21 protein-coding genes are annotated in these 17,559 nt (G+C 60.2%); 11 read left to right on the forward strand and 10 right to left on the reverse strand.

The genetic code is table 11. The annotated features are described in order from the left end of the window. Positions 1-22: 22 nt before the first annotated feature. Complete coding sequence (locus PSAKL28_RS00330; protein WP_038605159.1) at positions 23-640, reverse strand: NAD(P)-dependent oxidoreductase; 618 nt, start codon at positions 638-640, stop codon at positions 23-25. Positions 641-716: 76 nt separating this feature from the next. Here PSAKL28_RS00330 and PSAKL28_RS00335 point away from each other — a divergent pair, with 76 nt between their 5' ends. Next, complete coding sequence (locus PSAKL28_RS00335) at positions 717-1,046, forward strand: DOPA 4,5-dioxygenase family protein (protein WP_038605161.1); 330 nt, start codon at positions 717-719, stop codon at positions 1,044-1,046. Positions 1,047-1,145: 99 nt separating this feature from the next. Here the strand turns inward: PSAKL28_RS00335 and trpA are convergent, their stop codons facing one another. Both trpA and trpB read right to left on the reverse strand, forming a co-directional pair. Further along, positions 1,146-1,958 carry a tryptophan synthase subunit alpha gene (gene trpA, locus PSAKL28_RS00340; RefSeq protein WP_038605163.1) on the reverse strand — a complete coding sequence of 271 codons (813 nt, stop codon included), beginning with the start codon at positions 1,956-1,958 and terminating at the stop codon, positions 1,146-1,148. Further along, positions 1,955-3,172 carry a tryptophan synthase subunit beta gene (gene trpB / locus PSAKL28_RS00345; protein WP_038605164.1) on the reverse strand — a complete coding sequence of 406 codons (1,218 nt, stop codon included), beginning with the start codon at positions 3,170-3,172 and terminating at the stop codon, positions 1,955-1,957. The genes trpA and trpB overlap by 4 nt, the downstream gene beginning before the upstream one ends. A gap of 109 nt (positions 3,173-3,281) precedes the next feature. Between trpB and PSAKL28_RS00350 the strand changes: the two genes are divergently transcribed. After that, the gene (locus PSAKL28_RS00350; protein ID WP_038605167.1) at positions 3,282-4,178 is read left to right on the forward strand and encodes a LysR family transcriptional regulator; all 897 of its coding nucleotides are present in this window, start codon (positions 3,282-3,284) and stop codon (positions 4,176-4,178) included. Here the strand turns inward: PSAKL28_RS00350 and PSAKL28_RS00355 are convergent. Then, entirely contained in the window at positions 4,175-4,501 is a 327-nt protein-coding gene (locus tag PSAKL28_RS00355; RefSeq protein WP_038605170.1) for an ElaB/YgaM/YqjD family protein, read from the reverse strand. The two genes, PSAKL28_RS00350 and PSAKL28_RS00355, sit on opposite strands and share 4 nt — an antisense overlap. Positions 4,502-4,655: 154 nt before the next feature. On the opposite strand from PSAKL28_RS00355, the gene PSAKL28_RS00360 reads away from it, so the two are divergent. Both PSAKL28_RS00360 and PSAKL28_RS00365 read left to right on the forward strand, forming a co-directional pair. Continuing rightward, complete coding sequence (locus PSAKL28_RS00360; RefSeq protein WP_038605173.1) at positions 4,656-4,871, forward strand: dodecin; 216 nt, start codon at positions 4,656-4,658, stop codon at positions 4,869-4,871. 106 nt (positions 4,872-4,977) lie between these two features. Continuing rightward, positions 4,978-5,202, forward strand: a complete 225-nt coding sequence (locus tag PSAKL28_RS00365) for a DUF1161 domain-containing protein (RefSeq protein ID WP_038605175.1) — start codon at positions 4,978-4,980, stop codon at positions 5,200-5,202. Between the two features lie 70 nt (positions 5,203-5,272). On the opposite strand, the gene PSAKL28_RS00370 is transcribed toward PSAKL28_RS00365, so the two are convergent. After that, a complete protein-coding gene (locus tag PSAKL28_RS00370) occupies positions 5,273-6,277 on the reverse strand; it encodes an LLM class flavin-dependent oxidoreductase (RefSeq protein WP_038605178.1) in 1,005 nt (334 codons plus the stop codon). 202 nt (positions 6,278-6,479) lie between these two features. Between PSAKL28_RS00370 and PSAKL28_RS00375 the strand changes: the two genes are divergently transcribed. Further along, entirely contained in the window at positions 6,480-6,713 is a 234-nt protein-coding gene (locus tag PSAKL28_RS00375) for a DUF1161 domain-containing protein (protein ID WP_038605181.1), read from the forward strand. A gap of 3 nt (positions 6,714-6,716) precedes the next feature. Here the strand turns inward: PSAKL28_RS00375 and PSAKL28_RS00380 are convergent, their stop codons facing one another. Together PSAKL28_RS00380 and PSAKL28_RS00385 are read right to left on the reverse strand one after the other, a co-directional pair. Next, positions 6,717-7,130 (reverse strand): PA0061/PA0062 family lipoprotein, encoded by a 414-nt coding sequence (locus tag PSAKL28_RS00380; protein ID WP_038605184.1) that lies wholly within the window; start codon positions 7,128-7,130, stop codon positions 6,717-6,719. Between the two features lie 54 nt (positions 7,131-7,184). Continuing rightward, positions 7,185-7,604 carry a PA0061/PA0062 family lipoprotein gene (locus tag PSAKL28_RS00385; protein ID WP_038605186.1) on the reverse strand — a complete coding sequence of 140 codons (420 nt, stop codon included), beginning with the start codon at positions 7,602-7,604 and terminating at the stop codon, positions 7,185-7,187. 67 nt (positions 7,605-7,671) lie between these two features. Here PSAKL28_RS00385 and PSAKL28_RS00390 point away from each other — a divergent pair, with 67 nt between their 5' ends. Continuing rightward, the gene (locus PSAKL28_RS00390) at positions 7,672-8,802 is read left to right on the forward strand and encodes an aminopeptidase (protein WP_051939115.1); all 1,131 of its coding nucleotides are present in this window, start codon (positions 7,672-7,674) and stop codon (positions 8,800-8,802) included. 5 nt (positions 8,803-8,807) lie between these two features. Here PSAKL28_RS00390 and PSAKL28_RS00395 read toward each other — a convergent pair whose 3' ends face one another. Together PSAKL28_RS00395 and PSAKL28_RS00400 are read right to left on the reverse strand one after the other, a co-directional pair. After that, positions 8,808-9,458 (reverse strand): HAD family hydrolase, encoded by a 651-nt coding sequence (locus tag PSAKL28_RS00395; protein ID WP_038605189.1) that lies wholly within the window; start codon positions 9,456-9,458, stop codon positions 8,808-8,810. Positions 9,459-9,487: 29 nt separating this feature from the next. Then, a complete protein-coding gene (locus tag PSAKL28_RS00400) occupies positions 9,488-10,036 on the reverse strand; it encodes a gamma carbonic anhydrase family protein (RefSeq protein ID WP_038605193.1) in 549 nt (182 codons plus the stop codon). Between the two features lie 64 nt (positions 10,037-10,100). On the opposite strand from PSAKL28_RS00400, the gene prlC reads away from it, so the two are divergent. The 5 genes from prlC (at position 10,101) to PSAKL28_RS00425 (ending at position 16,654) form a co-directional block, all read left to right on the forward strand. Beyond that, complete coding sequence (prlC, locus tag PSAKL28_RS00405; protein WP_075226416.1) at positions 10,101-12,179, forward strand: oligopeptidase A; 2,079 nt, start codon at positions 10,101-10,103, stop codon at positions 12,177-12,179. After that, positions 12,176-12,454: a YheV family putative zinc ribbon protein gene (locus tag PSAKL28_RS00410; RefSeq protein ID WP_038605199.1), complete on the forward strand. Its 279-nt coding sequence runs from the start codon at positions 12,176-12,178 to the stop codon at positions 12,452-12,454. The genes prlC and PSAKL28_RS00410 overlap by 4 nt, the downstream gene beginning before the upstream one ends. A gap of 118 nt (positions 12,455-12,572) precedes the next feature. Beyond that, positions 12,573-14,555, forward strand: a complete 1,983-nt coding sequence (locus tag PSAKL28_RS00415; RefSeq protein ID WP_038605202.1) for a M3 family metallopeptidase — start codon at positions 12,573-12,575, stop codon at positions 14,553-14,555. Between the two features lie 73 nt (positions 14,556-14,628). Continuing rightward, a complete protein-coding gene (locus PSAKL28_RS00420) occupies positions 14,629-15,690 on the forward strand; it encodes a PA0069 family radical SAM protein (RefSeq protein WP_038605204.1) in 1,062 nt (353 codons plus the stop codon). A 244-nt stretch (positions 15,691-15,934) separates the two neighbouring features. Further along, positions 15,935-16,654: a carbonic anhydrase gene (locus tag PSAKL28_RS00425; protein WP_038605207.1), complete on the forward strand. Its 720-nt coding sequence runs from the start codon at positions 15,935-15,937 to the stop codon at positions 16,652-16,654. 79 nt (positions 16,655-16,733) lie between these two features. Here the strand turns inward: PSAKL28_RS00425 and PSAKL28_RS00430 are convergent, their stop codons facing one another. After that, complete coding sequence (locus tag PSAKL28_RS00430; RefSeq protein WP_038605210.1) at positions 16,734-17,375, reverse strand: hypothetical protein; 642 nt, start codon at positions 17,373-17,375, stop codon at positions 16,734-16,736. Positions 17,376-17,559 lie beyond the last annotated feature (184 nt).

Consider the following 17,559-nt stretch of genomic DNA (forward strand, 5'->3'; position numbering starts at 1 on the left):
CAAGCCGTAAAGAGCAGGTGCGTTAGAAGACGAAGTTCACATGCTCGCCGTAGTGCAGTTTCAACTCCAGGGCATCGACCATGGCGGCAGCTACCCTGGCCAAGCGTTGCAACGGTTCGCGAAGGCCCGGCTCCAGGGTGCCGTGGGTCTGGTGGAAATGCTCGATGCCCAGCCCGGCGATTTGCTGCGGGGTGTTGATCAAGGTCCAGTGCAGCGGGCTGCGTTGCAACAGGTCGACGATTTGATCGGCACAGGCCCGTTGTTGCTCGCTGTGACCTTCGCTATGGTCGAGCACGCTGAAATCGCCGACCAGCAACAGGCGGCGTATAGTTGTGCGAGACATGCCGGCAACCAGTGCCTGGCTCATGTGCAGCTGTGCGACGAAATCGTCGGGAGCCAGCGCCGCCAGCAGGCAGACCACCGCCGAGCCACCGGCTACGCTTTGCTCCGCTTGATCAACGCTGTTCAGCCCGCCTATCTTGAAGTGCAGCCCCGGGCGTGGCGCCAGGGTGTTCAAGTCGTCGACCACGGCGATCACTTCATGCTGGCGCTTGAGCAATTCGGCCATCAGGGCGCTGCCCAGGCTGCTCAAACCACCGGCCAGGATCAGTTTGAACACTGGGGTTTCGGCATTTTTCACCAGGTCACTCCCTTCTCAGACGGGTGATCATTTGACCCCGGGATGCCTTGGGGGTTCTTGTGATTCAGGAGTTTTCGTGCAGAGGATCAAGGGGTATCACGCCCATGTCTATTATGACGCCAGCACCATGGAACAAGCACGGCAGCTATGTGAAGAGGCTGCCAAGCTGTTTGGGGTGAGCATGGGGCGAATGCATCAGAAACCGGTCGGGCCGCATCCGGACTGGAGCTGCCAGTTGGCGTTCGGGCCGGAAGTGGTCGGGGTGGTGTTGCCCTGGCTGGCGCTGTATCGCCATGGGCTGGTGGTGTTCCTGCATCCGCTGACCGGAGATGATCTGGCGGATCATCGCGATCATGGAATCTGGATGGGAGCGGTGCGGCCGCTTGATCTGTCGATCTTTGAATAGCTGGTGGGAGCAACTGTTGGTGGGAGCGGGCTTGCCCCGCGATGTGGTCTGACTGACAAACCGCAATCGCGGGGCAAGCCCGCTCCCACCGCTCCAGAATCAAGCCTTGCGCGCGCCCCGCACACCCTGGGCCAACGCCGAACACAGCTCCAGCACATCACCCACGGCCTGATCAGCCGACTTGGCTTGGGCAATCTTGTCGACCAGCGCCGAACCGACCACCACACCATCGGCCAGTTTGGCGATGGCTGCCGCCTGTTCTGGGGTACGGATACCGAAACCGACGCTGATCGGCAGGTCGGTATGCCGGCGCAGACGTTCGATGGCGCTGCTGACCTGTTCGGTAGTGGCCGAACCCGCACCGGTGACACCCGCTACCGAGACGTAGTAGACGAAGCCGGAGCTGCGTTCCAGCACGCGCGGCAGGCGCACGTCGTCGGTGGTCGGGGTGGTCAGGCGGATGAAGTCGATACCGGATGCCTGGGCCGGGGTAGCCAGCTCAGCGTCATGCTCAGGCGGCAGGTCGACGATGATCAGACCGTCGACCCCCACTTCCTTGGCCTGGGCGACGAAGGCTTCGGCGCCAAAGCGGTGGATGGGGTTGTAGTAGCCCATCAGCACGATCGGCGTGGTCTGGTTGTCGACGCGGAACTCGCGAACCATCTGCAAGGTTTTCGCCAGGGTCTGGCCAGCCTCCAGGGCACGCAAGGTCGCCAACTGGATGGACACACCGTCGGCCATCGGATCGGTGAACGGCATGCCCAGCTCGATGACGTCGGAGCCAGCAGCCGGCAGGCCTTTGAGGATCGCCAGCGAGGCATCGTAGCCAGGGTCGCCGGCGGTGATGAAGGTGACCAGTGCGGAACGGCCTTCGGCCTTCAGTTCGGCGAAGCGTTGTTCGATCCGGCTCATGCCTGTTTCTCCTGGGCAGCCATATGGCTCATCACGGTTTGCATGTCTTTGTCGCCACGCCCGGACAGGCACACCACCATCAGGTGATCCTTGGGCAGGGTCGGGGCGCGTTTGATCGCTTCGGCCAGGGCGTGGGAGGTTTCCAGGGCCGGAATGATGCCTTCCAGGCGGCAGGTGGTGTGGAACGCGGCCAAGGCTTCTTCGTCGTTGATGCTGACGTACTCGACGCGTTTCACTTCATGCAGGTAGGCGTGTTCAGGGCCGATGCCCGGGTAGTCCAGGCCGGCGGAAATCGAGTGGGCGTCGGTGATCTGGCCGTCGGCATCCTGCAGCAGGTAGGTGCGGTTGCCATGCAGAACGCCCGGAACACCACCGGTGAGGCTGGCGGCGTGCTTGTCGGTGTCGACGCCGTGGCCACCGGCTTCGACGCCGATGATCTGCACACTGGTGTCGTCGAGGAAGTCATGGAACAGGCCCATGGCATTGGAACCGCCGCCAACGCAGGCGATCAGGCTGTCGGGCAGGCGGCCTTCTTTCTCTTGCAGCTGGGCGCGGGTTTCCTTGCCGATGATCGACTGGAAGTCGCGAACCATCGCCGGATACGGGTGTGGTCCGGCAACGGTGCCGATCAGGTAGAAGGTGTCTTCGACGTTGGTGACCCAGTCGCGCAGGGCCTCGTTCATGGCGTCCTTGAGCGTGCCGGTACCGGAGGTCACCGGGACGATCTCGGCGCCGAGCAGCTTCATGCGAAATACGTTGGCCTGTTGGCGCTCGATGTCGGTAGCACCCATGTAGATCACGCAAGGCAGGCCGAAGCGTGCGGCCACGGTGGCGGTGGCCACGCCGTGCATGCCGGCGCCGGTTTCGGCGATCAGGCGCTTTTTGCCCATGCGCTTGGCCAGCAGTACCTGGCCGATGCAGTTGTTCACTTTGTGCGCGCCGGTGTGGTTGAGCTCTTCACGTTTGAAGAAGATTTTTGCACCGCCACAGTGTTCGGTCAGGCGTTCGGCGAAGTACAGCGGGTTGGGACGGCCGATGTAGTCGCGCTGGAAGTAGGCCAGCTGCTCAAGGAACTCAGGATCGGCTTTGGCGGCTTCGTACTCGCGGGCAAGGTCGAGCACCAGCGGCATCAGGGTTTCAGCCACGTAGCGGCCGCCGAATGCGCCAAACAGGCCATTGGCATCGGGGCCGGCGCGGAAGTTGGTCTGGGTCATGGGTCGCTCCAGGGCGTAGTGAAGACTGGGAATGGCTTTACTGTAACCACGACAGGCGCGGCTGAAAACCGATAAGATTGCTTGAACATGTCAGGAAAACTCACACGTTATGCGCCAGGACCTGCCTCCCCTCAATGCCCTGCGGGCTTTCGAAGCCACTGCCCGGCTCAACAGCGTCAGCCAGGCTGCCGAGCAACTGCACGTTACTCATGGTGCCGTCAGCCGGCAGCTGAAGGTGCTGGAGGAGCATCTAGGGGTCAGCCTGTTCGTCAAGGATGGGCGTGGCATTAAACTCACAGATGCCGGCTTGCGTTTGCGCGATGCCAGCTCCGATGCCTTCGAGCGCTTGCGCAGTGTGTGTGCCGAGTTGAGCCAGAGCAGTGCCGACGCGCCGTTTGTGCTCGGTTGCTCCGGCAGTTTGCTGGCACGCTGGTTCATTCCACGACTGGGCCGTCTGAAGGCGGACTTGCCGGAATTGCGTCTGCATTTGTCCGCTGGTGAAGGCGACCTCGACCCGCGTCGTCCCGGCCTTGATGCCCTGCTGGTGTTCGCCGAGCCGCCCTGGCCGGCCGATATGCAGGTGCATGTGCTGGCCCAGGAGCGCATCGGTCCGGTGCTCAGCCCGCACTTCACAGGCTTCGCCCGCCTGCAACAGGCACCGGCTGAGGCTTTGCTGGAAGAGACCCTGCTGCAGACCACCTCACGTCCACAGGCCTGGCCAAGCTGGGCGCAGCAACAGGGTATCAACCCTGAGGCGCTGCGCTATGGCCAGGATTTCGAGCATCTGTATTACTTGCTGGAAGCGGCTGTAGCCGGCCTGGGCGTGGCAATCGCACCGCAGCCGCTGGTGGCCGATGACTTGCGTGCCGGGCGTCTGGCTGCACCCTGGGGCTTTTGCCAGACGCAGGCTGCCTTGGCGTTGTGGGTGCCGCGACGCGCCGCGGATGGGCGCGCCGAGCAACTGGCCGGATGGTTACGCGCCGAGCTGGCGCGCCAGAGCGATTAGTTATCGCGCCTGCACATCAGGTAGGCGGCGAGCAGGCCAAGGGCACCAATGGCTACGCCAGCGGTGGTCCAGGGGTGTTCCTGGGCGTAGTCGCGGGTGGCCAGGCCGGTCTGGCGGGTCTTGGTTTTCACCTCTTCATAGGCATCGCTGAGCAGGCTGCGCGAATGACGCAAGGCGTTCTCGGCGTTGCCCTTGAGCGTCTTGAGGGTCTTGCGCGACTCATCCGAGGCGTCGTCCTTGAGGCTTTCCAGCGACTTGAGCAGGCTTTCGATCTCCGCTTCCATACTTTGCAGCGACGCTTTACGCAGCGAATGGTTGGCCATGGTGGCTCTCCTTCGAGGTGTGAGTGAGCTGTTCTGGTTCCGACTTCGCGGGGCCGAAAAAGTGCAGTCTGACTTTTCCGAGTAATGTGCCCTACAGGTAAAACAGTCTGGCACTGCTAGTCTCAAAGTTCACATTCGAAAAAGGAGACTGCTCATGTCGGATCACCACACTTACAAGAAAATCGAACTCGTCGGCTCGTCACCCAACAGCATCGAAGAGGCGATCAACAATGCCCTGGCCGAAGCGGGCAAAAGCATCAAGCACCTTGAGTGGTTCGAAGTGGTCGACACCCGCGGGCACATCAAGGACAACAAGGCGGCGCACTTTCAGGTAACGCTCAAGGTGGGATTCCGTATCGTCAACAGCTGAAGGCATGACACTGGCTTGTGCGGGTCAATTGAGTTACACAGTCCTGAGGCGCCCGGACGGGTTCCGGCGCCCTCCTCCACTTTGATCTGAACAAGGAAAGCGATCGATGAAGAAGTTGGTAGTGGCACTGGGTTTGATGGCGCTGGCGGGCACTGCCCTTGCCGCGGGCAAACCGTGCGAAGAATTGAAGAGTGAAATAGCCGCCAAGCTTGATGCCAAAGGCGTCAGCGGCTATTCGTTGGAGATCGTTGACAAGGGTGCAGCGGCGGGCGGCAAGGTCGTCGGGACCTGCGAAGGCGGCACCAAGGAAATCGTCTACAAGCGCGGCTGATAGCAATCGCGGGGCAAGCTCGCTCCCACAGGTTGAACAGTGGGAGCGGGCTTGCCCCGCGATAAATCCTTCAATTTCCGCGCATCACCTGAGACAGCAACTCATAGGATCGAATCCGGTCCGCATGCTCATACAGGTCGCAGGTGAAGATCAGCTCATCTGCCTGGGTTTGCTCCAGCAAGACATCGAGTTTGGCGCGGATCTTTTGTGGTCCGCCAACCATCGCCAGTCCCAGGAAATCACCCACCGCCTCGCGTTCATGGGGCAGCCACAGGCCGTCCATGCTTTGCACCGGTGGCCGCTGTACCAGGCTCTGGCCGCGCATCAGGGCAAGAATTCGCTGATACACCGAGGTCGCCAGGTAATTGGCCTGCTCATCGGTGTCGGCCGCAACCAGTGGCACTCCCAGCATCACATACGGTTTTTCGAGCACTGCCGAAGGCTGGAAGTGGTTACGGTAGATACGGATAGCTTCGTGCATGTAGCGCGGGGCGAAATGCGAGGCAAAGGCATAGGGCAGGCCGCGCATGCCGGCCAGCTGGGCGCTGAACAGGCTGGAACCGAGCAGCCAGATCGGCACGTTGGTGCCATGGCCGGGCACGGCGATAACTTTCTGGTCCGCGGTCCGAGGCCCCAGGTAGCGCACCAGCTCTTCGACATCGTCAGGAAAATCGTCAGCACTGCCGGAGCGTTCACGACGCAGGGCACGAGCGGTCATCTGGTCAGAACCCGGTGCACGCCCCAGGCCCAGGTCAATACGACCGGGATAGAGGCTTTCCAGGGTGCCAAACTGTTCGGCAATCACCAGCGGCGCATGGTTGGGCAGCATGACGCCACCGGCACCGACGCGGATAGTCGAAGTGCCGCCGGCCAGGTAACTGAGCAGCACAGCGGTGGCCGAACTGGCGATGCCGTCCATGTTGTGGTGCTCGGCGACCCAGAAGCGGTTGTAGCCGAATTTTTCCACGTGTTGCGCCAGGTCCAGCGAGTTGCGCAGGGACTGCGCCGGGCTGCCGTCGGCACGCACCGGGACCAGGTCGAGGGTGGAAAATTTGATGTCTGCAAGTCGCTTCATGGGCAGTTAAGCCTCCTCGGCAGTCAGTTGGCCGGCATTGCGCGATGGCCTTTTTAACTCTGTATGGGCACTTCCTGAGGATTCAATGCCTGGGATGCAATCGAACTGAACGTGCTGGCGCAAGGGCGGAGGCAGAACCGGAACACCCGCTTGTGGTCAAATAGGTGTCGGCACAATCACTGCCGTCACAAGGAGCTGTCCCATGATCCGTGTTGCAATTGCTGTGCTGGCTTCGCTGCTGGCGACTTCTGCGCTGGCTGCGCCAAAGAATTGCGAAGAGCTCAAGGCCGAGATCGAAGCGAAGATCCAGGCCAATAACGTGAGCTCCTACACCCTGGAAATCGTCAAGAACGAGGATGTTCACGACCAGAACATGGTCGTTGGCAGCTGTGAGGGTGGCACCAAGAAGATCATCTACCAGAAAAATGATCGCTAGGCGTCAGGGAATGCAGAATTTGTCGTTGGCTTCTTCGGCGACGACCTTGCGCTGCGCGTCGTAGAGATAGGCGCTGGGTTGCATGGCTGGCGCCCGCGCTTCGAGGCGATAGCGCTGGCCGGCTTCAAAGTGGTCGTAGCGCACTTTCAGGTAACAGGTGCGCTCTACCGGATTCATCGAGAAGCCCCCGGAATACACCTCGAAATCGAAGCGTACGGTCAACTCGTGCTTGCCCGGTGTGACCTGGAAGAAGCGCCCGTCGTTGAGGCGCTCGCCATCCAGGCGGTCGGCCATCAGCAACTTGCCGGGCGTCATGGTGTAGAGGTCGACCCAGGCCTGTTTGCTATCAACAGGCGGCAAGGGGTTGGCGCAAGCCCCCAGGGTACTGAGGGCAATCAGCATCATTGGCTGGCGCATGGCAAACTCCCGCTTGCAACCTACTAAAGCACAAGCATAGCGCCATTCGCGCTATCAGGTGCGCTGGCAGCCCGCCGGTAGCCCTTTACTGACCAGATTGCGCTGCTCGTCATACAGCTTGGCCCATGGCCGAAAGCCGATGCTGCCGGCTTCAAGCTGATAGCGTTGTCCGGCACTGAAATCCTTGAATTTCACATTCAGCTGGCAATCGCGCCACAGCGGTTCACTGACCGGGCCGATATTGCTCGGCGTTACCGGAAACAGGTAGCGCACGGTCAGCTCATGGCTGCCTGGCGACACTTCGAAATAGCGTTTGTCGGCCCAGGCCCGGTCGTCCACTTCCACAGCATGCAAGGTATCGTCCTGGCCGGTGGCGAGGTCGATCCAGGCCTGATTCGGGTCGGGATGAGGCAACAACAACCCGGCACAGCCGGACAGAAGCAGAAGAGCACTGATGACAAGCAGTGTACGCATGGCAAAACTCCAGCCGGGCAGGATAGTCTTGAAGCTGATGAGCCTTTGAGCGGATAACGGGACGCGGATGCTTCGACTATTTCTTTTATTGCGCTCAAGTCATGGGGCACTCGACCATTTTTTTCGCTACTTGGTTCCCTTGTTGGCGTTCGGGCTGCTCAACGGTTGCTCCAGCATCAGTTACTACGGGCAACTGGCCAGCGGACAGTTGCAGCTGTTGCAGGCCCGTCAACCGGTGGCCGAGCTGGTAGCGGACCCAGCCACCCCGGCCAAACTGCGCCAGCATCTGCTTCAGGCCGAACAGGCACGGGCTTTTGCCAGCGCACAACTGAAGCTGCCGGATAACCGCAGCTATCGGGTGTATGCCGACATTGGCCGCCCGTTCGTGGTGTGGAATGTGTTCGCCACCCCGGAATTTTCGCTCGAACCCCAGACCCATTGTTTCCCGATTGCCGGTTGCGTCGCCTATCGCGGTTACTACAGCCAGGGTGCTGCCCGCGGGGCCGCGGCGTTGCAGAAACAGCAGGGGCTGGATGTCTATGTCGGTGGGGTGGAAGCCTACTCGACCCTGGGCTGGTTCGATGACCCGATCCTCAGCTCCATGCTTGGGTGGGGCGACGAGCGATTGGCCAGCGTTATCTTCCATGAGCTGGCGCATCAGCGCCTGTATGTGCAGGACGACACCGCGTTCAATGAGTCCTTTGCCACCTTCGTCGAGCAGCAAGGCGCTCGCCAGTGGCGGGCTGCTCGTGGCCTACCGGCGCAGACGCAGGACGACGGTCAGCAGCGTGACCAGTTCGTGGCGTTGGTGCTGGCCAGCCGGGAGCGGCTCAAGACACTGTATGCAGCACCGCTGAGCGAGTCAGGCAAACGCGCGGGCAAACAGGCCGAATTCGAACGCTTGCGCCGTGATTACCGGACGCTGCGTGATAGTCAGTGGGGAGGCAAAGGGCGCTATGACGCCTGGATCAATGCACCGATGAACAATGCCAAGCTGCTGCCATTTGGTTTGTATGACCAGTGGGTGCCGGCGTTTGCAGGATTGTTTGCCCAGGTGAGCGGGGATTGGGAGGTGTTTTATGAGCGGGTCGAAACCTTGGGCAGGCTACCCCTTGAACAGCGGCATCAGGCCTTGAAAAGCATCGCGGGGCAAGCCCGCTCCCACAGCGTCGGTAGGAGCGGGCTTGCCCCGCGATAAGGCCCTCAAGCCCGCAGAAAAGCCTGATGCAACTCACTCAAGGTCGCAAAGTGATAAGCCGGCTGCTCCGCCGTCAGCTCTTCATGGCTGCCAAACCCATAACCCACCGCCACCGCCTCAAGACCATTGCTGCGGGCCCCGATCAGGTCATGTTTGCGGTCGCCGATCATCAGCGTCTGAGCCGGGTCCAGCGCTTCTTCAGCCAGCAGGTGGGCGATGAGTTCGACCTTGTTGGTACGGGTGCCGTCGAGCTCGCTGCCGTAGATCACCTTGAAGTGATGATCGAACTGGAAGTGCCGGGCGATCTCGCGGGCGAACTCCCAGGGTTTGGAGGTGGCGATGTACAGCGTCCTGCCCTGCCCGTTCAAGGCTTCTAGCAATGGCTGGACGCCGTCGAACACCTGGTTCTCGTACAACCCGGTGATCTTGAAGCGCTCACGGTAGAAGTTCACCGCGTCCCAGGCCTTGGCTTCGTCGAAGCCATAAAACTGCATGAACGCCTGCAGCAAGGGCGGGCCGATGAAGTGCTCCAGGCGTGCCAGGTCCGGCTCATCGATGCCGAGCTTGGCCAGGGCATACTGGATCGAGCGGGTAATGCCCAGGCGCGGGTCGGTCAGGGTACCGTCGAGGTCGAAAAGGATGTTTTGCTGGTGCATGACTGTCTCGCTAAGGGCTGTAGGCACGTTCACTCAGGCAGGTGGTAGCCTTCGGCAAGGTGCTGGTCTTTGAGTTTCACGTAGTTGCTGGCGCTGTACGGAAAGAACGCGCGTTCTTTTTCGGTCAGGGCACGGGCCTGTTTCACCGGGCTGCCGACATACAGAAAGCCACTTTCCAGGCGCTTGCCAGGTGGAACCAGGCTACCTGCACCGATGATCACCTCGTCTTCGACCACCGCGCCGTCCATGATGGTACTGCCCATGCCGACCAGGATCCGGTTGCCCAGGGTGCAGCCGTGCAGCATGACTTTGTGACCAATGGTTACTTCATCGCCGATCAACAGCGGGAAACCATCCGGGTTGAACGGCCCGGCGTGGGTGATGTGCAGCACGCTGCCATCCTGCACGCTGGTGCGCGCACCGATGCGGATGCGGTGCATATCGCCGCGGATCACCGTCAATGGCCATACCGAGCTGTCGGCGCCAATCTCGACATCCCCCAGGACCACGGCGCTGCGGTCGACGAATGCGCGCTCGCCCAAACGGGGTGAATGGTTCTGGAAGCTGCGGGTGGCCATGATAGGGGTTCTCTTTGGTATTGATAGGGCTGCGGTCGGCGTCGATTGTAATTAAGATGGTCCCATGTTTCTTCTGCCAAGGTGTTTAACCGTGAGTGCGAACAACCCGTTACTGAAGTCTTATGACTTGCCGCCCTTCTCGGCGATCCGTGCCGAGCATGTGCAGCCGGCGATTGAACAGATCCTGGCCGACAACCGTACTGCCATTGCCGACATCCTCAAGACCCAGGGCCAGAATCCAAGCTGGGCCGGTCTGGTGCTGGCCATGGACGAACTCAACGACCGCCTGGGCGCTGCCTGGAGCCCGGTCAGCCACCTCAACGCGGTGTGCAACAGCGCCGAGTTGCGCGAAGCCTACGAGGCCTGCCTGCCGGCATTGAGCGCGTATGCCACCGAACTGGGCCAGAACCGTGAGCTGTTTCAGGCTTACGAAGCGCTGATCGCCAGCCCTGAAGCGGCGGGCTTCGATGTCGCGCAAAAGACTATTCTCGAACACGCCCTGCGTGACTTCCGCCTGTCGGGTATCGACCTGCCGGCCGATCAGCAGCAGCGTTACGCGCAAGTGCAGAGCAAGCTCAGTGAGCTGGGCAGCCGTTTCTCCAATCAGTTGCTCGACGCCACCCAGGCCTGGACCAAGCACGTTACCGACGAAGCGGCGCTGGCCGGGCTGACCGATTCGGCCAAGGCACAGATGGCTGCCGCCGCTCAGGCCAAGGGCCTCGACGGCTGGCTGATCAGCCTGGAGTTCCCCAGCTACTACGCGGTGATGACCTACGCCGAAGACCGCGCCCTGCGCGAAGAGATCTACGCCGCCTACTGCACCCGTGCCTCCGATCAGGGCCCGAATGCCGGTCAGTTCGACAACGGCCCGGTAATGCACGAGATCCTCGACTTGCGTCAGGAACTGGCCGAGCTGCTCGGTTACGCCAACTTTGCCGAGTTGAGCCTGGCCACCAAAATGGCCGAATCCAGCGATCAGGTGCTGAGCTTCCTGCGTGACCTGGCCAAGCGCAGTAAACCGTTCGCCGCCCAGGACCTGGCCCAGCTCAAGGCCTATGCCGCCGAGCAGGGCTGCCCGGACCTGCAGAGCTGGGACAGCGGTTTCTACGGCGAAAAACTCCGTGAGCAGCGCTACAGCGTTTCCCAGGAAACATTGCGCGCCTACTTCCCTATCGACAAGGTGCTTTCCGGCCTGTTCGCCATCGTCCAGCGCCTGTACGGCATCGAAATCGCCGAACTCAAGGGTTTCGATACCTGGCATCCAGACGTGCGCCTGTTCGAGATCAAGGAACACGGCCAACACGTCGGACGTTTCTTCTTCGACCTTTACGCTCGCGCCAACAAGCGCGGCGGTGCCTGGATGGACGGTGCCCGTGATCGTCGCCGTACCGAAGCCGGCGTGCTGCAGAGCCCGGTGGCCAACCTGGTGTGCAACTTTACCCCGGCAGCACCCGGCAAGCCGGCGCTGCTGACGCACGACGAAGTCACCACCCTGTTCCACGAGTTCGGTCATGGCCTGCATCACCTGTTGACCCGCATCGATCATGCCGGGGTCTCCGGGATCAACGGCGTGGCCTGGGATGCGGTCGAGCTGCCAAGCCAGTTCATGGAAAACTGGTGCTGGGAACCGGAAGGCCTGGCGCTGATCTCCGGTCATTACGAAACCGGCGCAGCCCTGCCGCAGGACTTGCTGGAGAAGATGCTGGCGGCGAAGAACTTCCAGTCGGGGCTGATGATGGTCCGCCAGCTGGAGTTCTCGCTGTTCGACTTCGAACTGCATGCCAGCCATGGCGACGGCCGCAGCGTACTGCAGGTGCTCGAAGGTGTTCGCGACGAGGTTTCGGTCATGCGTCCACCGGCGTACAACCGCTTCCCCAACAGCTTTGCGCATATCTTCGCCGGCGGTTATGCCGCGGGTTACTACAGCTACAAATGGGCTGAAGTGCTCTCGGCCGATGCCTTCTCGCGTTTCGAGGAAGAAGGCGTGCTCAACGCTGAAACCGGCCGCGCGTTCCGTGAAGCGATCCTGGCCCGTGGCGGTTCCCAGGAGCCGATGCTGCTGTTCGTCGACTTCCGTGGCCGTGAGCCTTCAATCGATGCACTCTTGCGCCACAGTGGCTTGAGTGAGGAAGCAGCGGCATGAGTGATGGGCCTGTGATAACCAAAAAACGCTTCATCGCCGGGGCGGTTTGCCCGGCGTGCAGCGAGCCGGACAAGCTGATGATGTGGAGCGAAGACAGCGTTCCGCATCGTGAGTGCGTGGCGTGCGGGTTCTCCGACACCCTCAATGAACAGGGGTTGTCGGTGCCCAAAGAGCTGGGTACCCGGGTCAACAAGGTCGAAGTCAAACCGGCCGAGGCGAAGGTGCAGACGGTGCAGTTCTTCCCTAATCCCAAGCTGAAAAAGCCAGCCGAATAAGGCTGGCGCGGTGCCCCGATAGCACATCGGGGCGCCGATCTGCGGTAGTTAAATAGACGAGTCTGTACACTCCCTGGCGCTAGGTTGCGGGTCCTGCCATGCATACAAGGAGTGAGTCATGACCCGTCCCAACCCTCTGCTACAACCATTCGATCTGTTCCCCTACGCAAGCGTACAAGTAGAGGACCTTCAGCCCGCAATACAGCAAATTGTCGAAGAAAACCGCAGCGCGTTGGCGCTAATCATCGAACGTGAGGCCGACAACCCAAGCTGGAACGGTCTGGTGCTGGCTGTTGAGGCGCTCGATAAACGCCTGGAAGACACTTTTTACCCCTTGGTGCCATTGGCATTTACCAGCGATGAGTGGGGATCTGCTGTCGGTGAGTGCGATGCTGAGCGCAGGGCCTATCGCACAGCCAAGCATCAGAATCAGGCGCTGTTCAGTGCATATCAACGACTAGATCCTGCTGACCTCAGCGATGAACAGGTGGCGGTACTCAAGCGTATCCTTCGAGATTTTCGTCTCGAGGGGGCGAATCTTGACCGCTCTGGTCGCCAGCAATTTGCTGCTCAGGAAACAGCTATTGTAGGCCTTGAATGGGAGTTTCAGGAGAAGCTTCGCGCCGCGAAAGATGACTTGAGCAAGCACATAACCGACGTCGAAGTGTTGGCAGGCATACCCGTTGCGGACCTGGCGGACATGCAGCACAAAGCGCAAGCCCGCGGGCTCAGTGGCTGGTTGTTGACGCTTGATGAACCGGTGTGCAAAACGGTCCTGCAATATGCCGATAGCCGCGAGCTGCGCAAAGAGATGTATCTGGCTTATGTGACGCGTGCTTCCGATCAGGCCGCCGGGCAATCCCAGCATGACAATGGTCCGGTGTTGCAGGCATTGCTACGGTTACGCCACGAAAAGGCGCAGCTTTTGGGCTTTGTTGATTTTGTCGAACTGAGCCTGCAAACCAAGGCTGCGCAATCGACAGCTGAAGTCGAAACGTTCTTGAACACGCTGATAGCGCGTGAACGGCCACGACTTGAGCGGGAGGCCGATCAGCTGCGTTCGTTTGCCAGGGAACAGGGCTGCGATGATCTACAGCCTTGGGACTATGCGTTTTATGCGCAGAAGATGCGTCAGCATGAGGGGAGCGACCCGGACCAAGCCTTGCGCGAATACTTTTCGTTCGAAACGGCCCTAAGCGGGCTGATTGGCTTGGTCGAGCAGTTGTATGGCATATCAATTAAGAAAGTTGACGCCGAAGTCTGGGACGCCAAAGTACAGGTGCTGCAAGTTGTCGAAGCTGGCGATGTCTTGGGCCATATCTACCTCGACGCTTTTATCCGTCCAGGCAAGCCGGCCTGGCCGTGGTCACTTGCCATTCGCCATCGACATGTTGATGCCGATGGCACCTTGACGCGACCTGTCGCAGCCTTGTTCGGTTACTACGAGCCAAGGGGGCTGCAGTTAGGACACAAGGACCTGTGCAAACTGTTCCATGAGTTTCACCATTGTCTGCATCAGATACTGATGACCAATGCCCACAGGCGTTTAAACAGTATTCATGAATTGGGTCACGACTTTTCGGAGTTCGCCGGCAAGCTCCTGGAACAATGGTGCTGGTCAGCTCAGAGCCTGCAATCTGTATCCACGCACCGAACCGGCGGCGAGCGCGCTGCTCTGGCTGAAGTGCAGCGCTGGCTGGAAGCAAGAAACACGCAGCGGGGTCTGGACAAGGCCGACGGTCTGAAGAAGGCGCTGCTCGATTTTGAACTGCATCGTAGTTACGGCAATGATCGCAGCATCGAGCAAGTGGTTGCGGATGTCTATGCCCGCACTCAGGTGTTGCCGCTGGCAAGCAATGATCGTTTTGCCAACGGCTTTGACTACATGGTTACAGGTTATGAAGCGGGCTTTTACTGCTACCTGTGGGCTGAAGAGCACGCCACTGATGTGTTTGCCTGGTTCAAGGACCAGGGCGTTTTCGACTCGCGCCTGGGGCAGGCCATGCGGCGTGAACTGCTGGCGCCGGGGGCGTCGCGATCAATGTCGGCATCCATCCAGGCGTTCATTGACCGTGCGCAATCAATCGTCAGCGCCGACTGACAGCTCAGCGGTACTGGAAACTTGAACCCACCCCGAGTACTGTACATAAAAACAGTATTCGGGGTTTCTACTGATGTTCACTCCTCAAGGACCGCTACGGGGGCGTGGCACCACCAACAACCCCGACAACCGCTTCGCCCCTCATCGTTCAGTGGTCGAGGATGACGGCTGGTACCAGGAAGTACCGCTGACCCAAGGTACCGAGGTACGAAACGAAACCGCCAAGACCATCATCACCCGCAACAATTCTCCCGACCTGCCCTTCGACCGCTCGATCAATCCCTATCGCGGTTGTGAGCACGGCTGCATTTACTGTTATGCGCGTCCCAGTCATGCCTATTGGGACCTGTCCCCCGGGCTGGACTTTGAAACCAGGCTGATCGCCAAGACCAACGCCGCCGAGGTGCTGGAGCAGCAACTGAGCAAGCCAGGCTATGTTTGTGCGCCGATCAACCTGGGTTCCAACACCGACCCTTACCAGCCCATCGAGCGCGAGCAGAAGCTGACCCGACGTCTGCTCGAAGTGCTGCTGCGCTATCGTCACCCGGTCACCATCGTCACCAAGGGTTCGCTGATCCTGCGTGACCTGGACCTGCTCGCCGAGCTGGCGCAGCAGCGTCTGGTGGCCGTGATGATCAGCCTCACCACACTCGATGACGAGCTCAAACGCACCCTGGAGCCGCGCGCCGCAGCGCCCAAGGCTCGGTTGCGGGCAATTCGCGTACTCAGCGAGGCAGGTATCCCGGTGGGGGTGTTGTGTTCACCGATGATCCCGATGATCAACGACAGTGAGCTCGAGCATCTGCTGGAGGCCGCCAAGGCCAATGGTGCGCTGAGTGCTGCCTACATGATGTTGCGGCTGCCGCTGGAGGTCGCGCCATTGTTTGAGCAGTGGTTGCTGGATCATTACCCGCAACGGGCCAGCCATGTCCTGAGCCTGATCCGCCAGAGTCGTGGCGGCGAGTTGTACGACAGCCGCTTTGGTGCGCGCATGCGCGGCGAAGGGGTATTTGCCGAGTTGCTGGCGCAGCGCTTTCGCAAAGCGATTCGCCGACTCGGGTTGAACCAGCGCGAAGGCTACTCTCTTGATTGCATGGCCTTTTGTCCGCCTGGCAGGCAGATGTCACTGCTCTGATTTCAATACTGGGGGTTGGCCATTGATGTTTTTTTGATATTGCCCAGACAACGCTTTGGATCGCTGTAATGCCCGTCCTAGAGGCTCGCAATTCGGTTTTGGTTTGGTTTCGCCGAGTAGCGCAGGAATTCAGCCAACAACGGATGTGATTGTTGGTGCGCGTCATACATCCAAATGTCATGCGCTGTTTGAATCATCAACCCGGTAAAATGGACTTAACCTAAAACGTCAAAGAGGATGAAGCATGCCCGTCAAGGACCCATCCAAGGCCGTTCCGGAAGTACCCGCCGAGAGCGCCGATGCCGCCCTGAAGCATATCGTCGACGGCTTTCTGCGGTTTCACCACGACGTCTTCCCTGAACAGCAGGAGCTGTTCAAGAAGCTCGCCACCGCACAAACGCCTCGTGCGATGTTCATCACCTGTGCCGACTCGCGCATCGTGCCCGAGTTGATTACCCAGAGCTCCCCCGGCGATCTGTTCGTTACCCGTAACGTGGGCAACGTCGTACCGCCCTACGGGCAGATGAACGGTGGTGTGTCCACCGCGATCGAATATGCAGTCCTGGCCCTTGGCGTACACCACATCATCATTTGCGGTCACTCCGATTGCGGTGCAATGCGCGCGGTACTCAATCCACAGAGCCTTGAGAAGATGCCGACGGTCAAGGCCTGGCTGCGCCATGCGGAAGTCGCCCGTACAGTGGTCGAGGACAACTGCTCCTGCGGCAGCGAGCATGAGAGCATGCAGGTACTGACCAAGGAAAACGTCATTGCCCAGTTGCACCACTTGCGCACTCACCCTTCGGTAGCCTCGCGCCTGGCGGCTGGCCAGCTGTACATCCATGGCTGGATCTATGACATCGAAACCAGCCAGATTGAGGCTTACGACGCGGCAAGCGACAGCTTCTTGCCCTTGGCGGCAGGCCAGCCAATCCCTTGCGCTACCCCGAGAGGACGCTACTAAGCGTCCCTTATCGCGGGGCAAGCCCGCTTCCACCGGAGATCACCGGTAGGAGCGGGCTTGCCCCGCGAATTTTTGCGCCTCACACCGGCTGATCCAGCCCCACACCCAGTTGCCGCGACAGGCACGGCCAGCGCTTCCACGCGGCGCCTGTGTCCGGGCTGCTGAGTTTGTCGCGGTATTGCTCGACCGACTCCAGGGCAAAGCTCTCTTCATTGAGCATTTCGTCCACAGAGTGGTGCACCACTTCATCCAGCTGGTTGGCAAATTCTTCGCCGATCAGTTGATGGGCGATCAGGTTGGCCACGGTGGTGTCCAGCGGAATCAGCGGTTGCTGGAAGTGCTTGATGTACAGGTCGTTGACTTCTTCCACCAGACGGTGCGCCAGGTAGGCTTCGTCCAGCAGGCATCCCAGGCCCAGATGGGTATTGGTGATGGCTGGTGGTTGCAGGAAATACTGTTCAGCGATTTTCAGCACCGGCTTGATCTGCGATTCGATACCGGCTTCGCGGGCCACTTCATTGGCGGCCTCGAGCATTTCCGGAACCTGTTCGATGTAGGCACTGACGAAGCGCGCCAAGGCGCCTTGGGCGTCGCTTTCCGGCAGTTGAATCGAAGGATGCAGGTGCGGCAGTTGTTTGATCAGTTGTTCTTTCAGTTGGCCGGTTTCGGTCTCATGTTGATGGGCACGGGTGATCTGCTCGCGCAAAGCGGCGATGTTCATGACAACTCCAGGGTAAAGGCGTGACAAACGGAAGACATAAGGTAGCTCGGTTCTGTAATCCGCTAAGACGTATTTTGCATAACCCGGAACCACTTATAGTCAACAATTATATCTAAATGCCATCATTGTGCTCTCACCCCAGACAAACCGCGGCCTGGCGCGCAAACGTTCAACTGCGCCAGTT

Origin of the sequence: Pseudomonas alkylphenolica (genome assembly GCF_000746525.1) — a bacterium.
In the GTDB taxonomy this organism is placed as follows: Bacteria; Pseudomonadota; Gammaproteobacteria; order Pseudomonadales; family Pseudomonadaceae; genus Aquipseudomonas; species Aquipseudomonas alkylphenolica.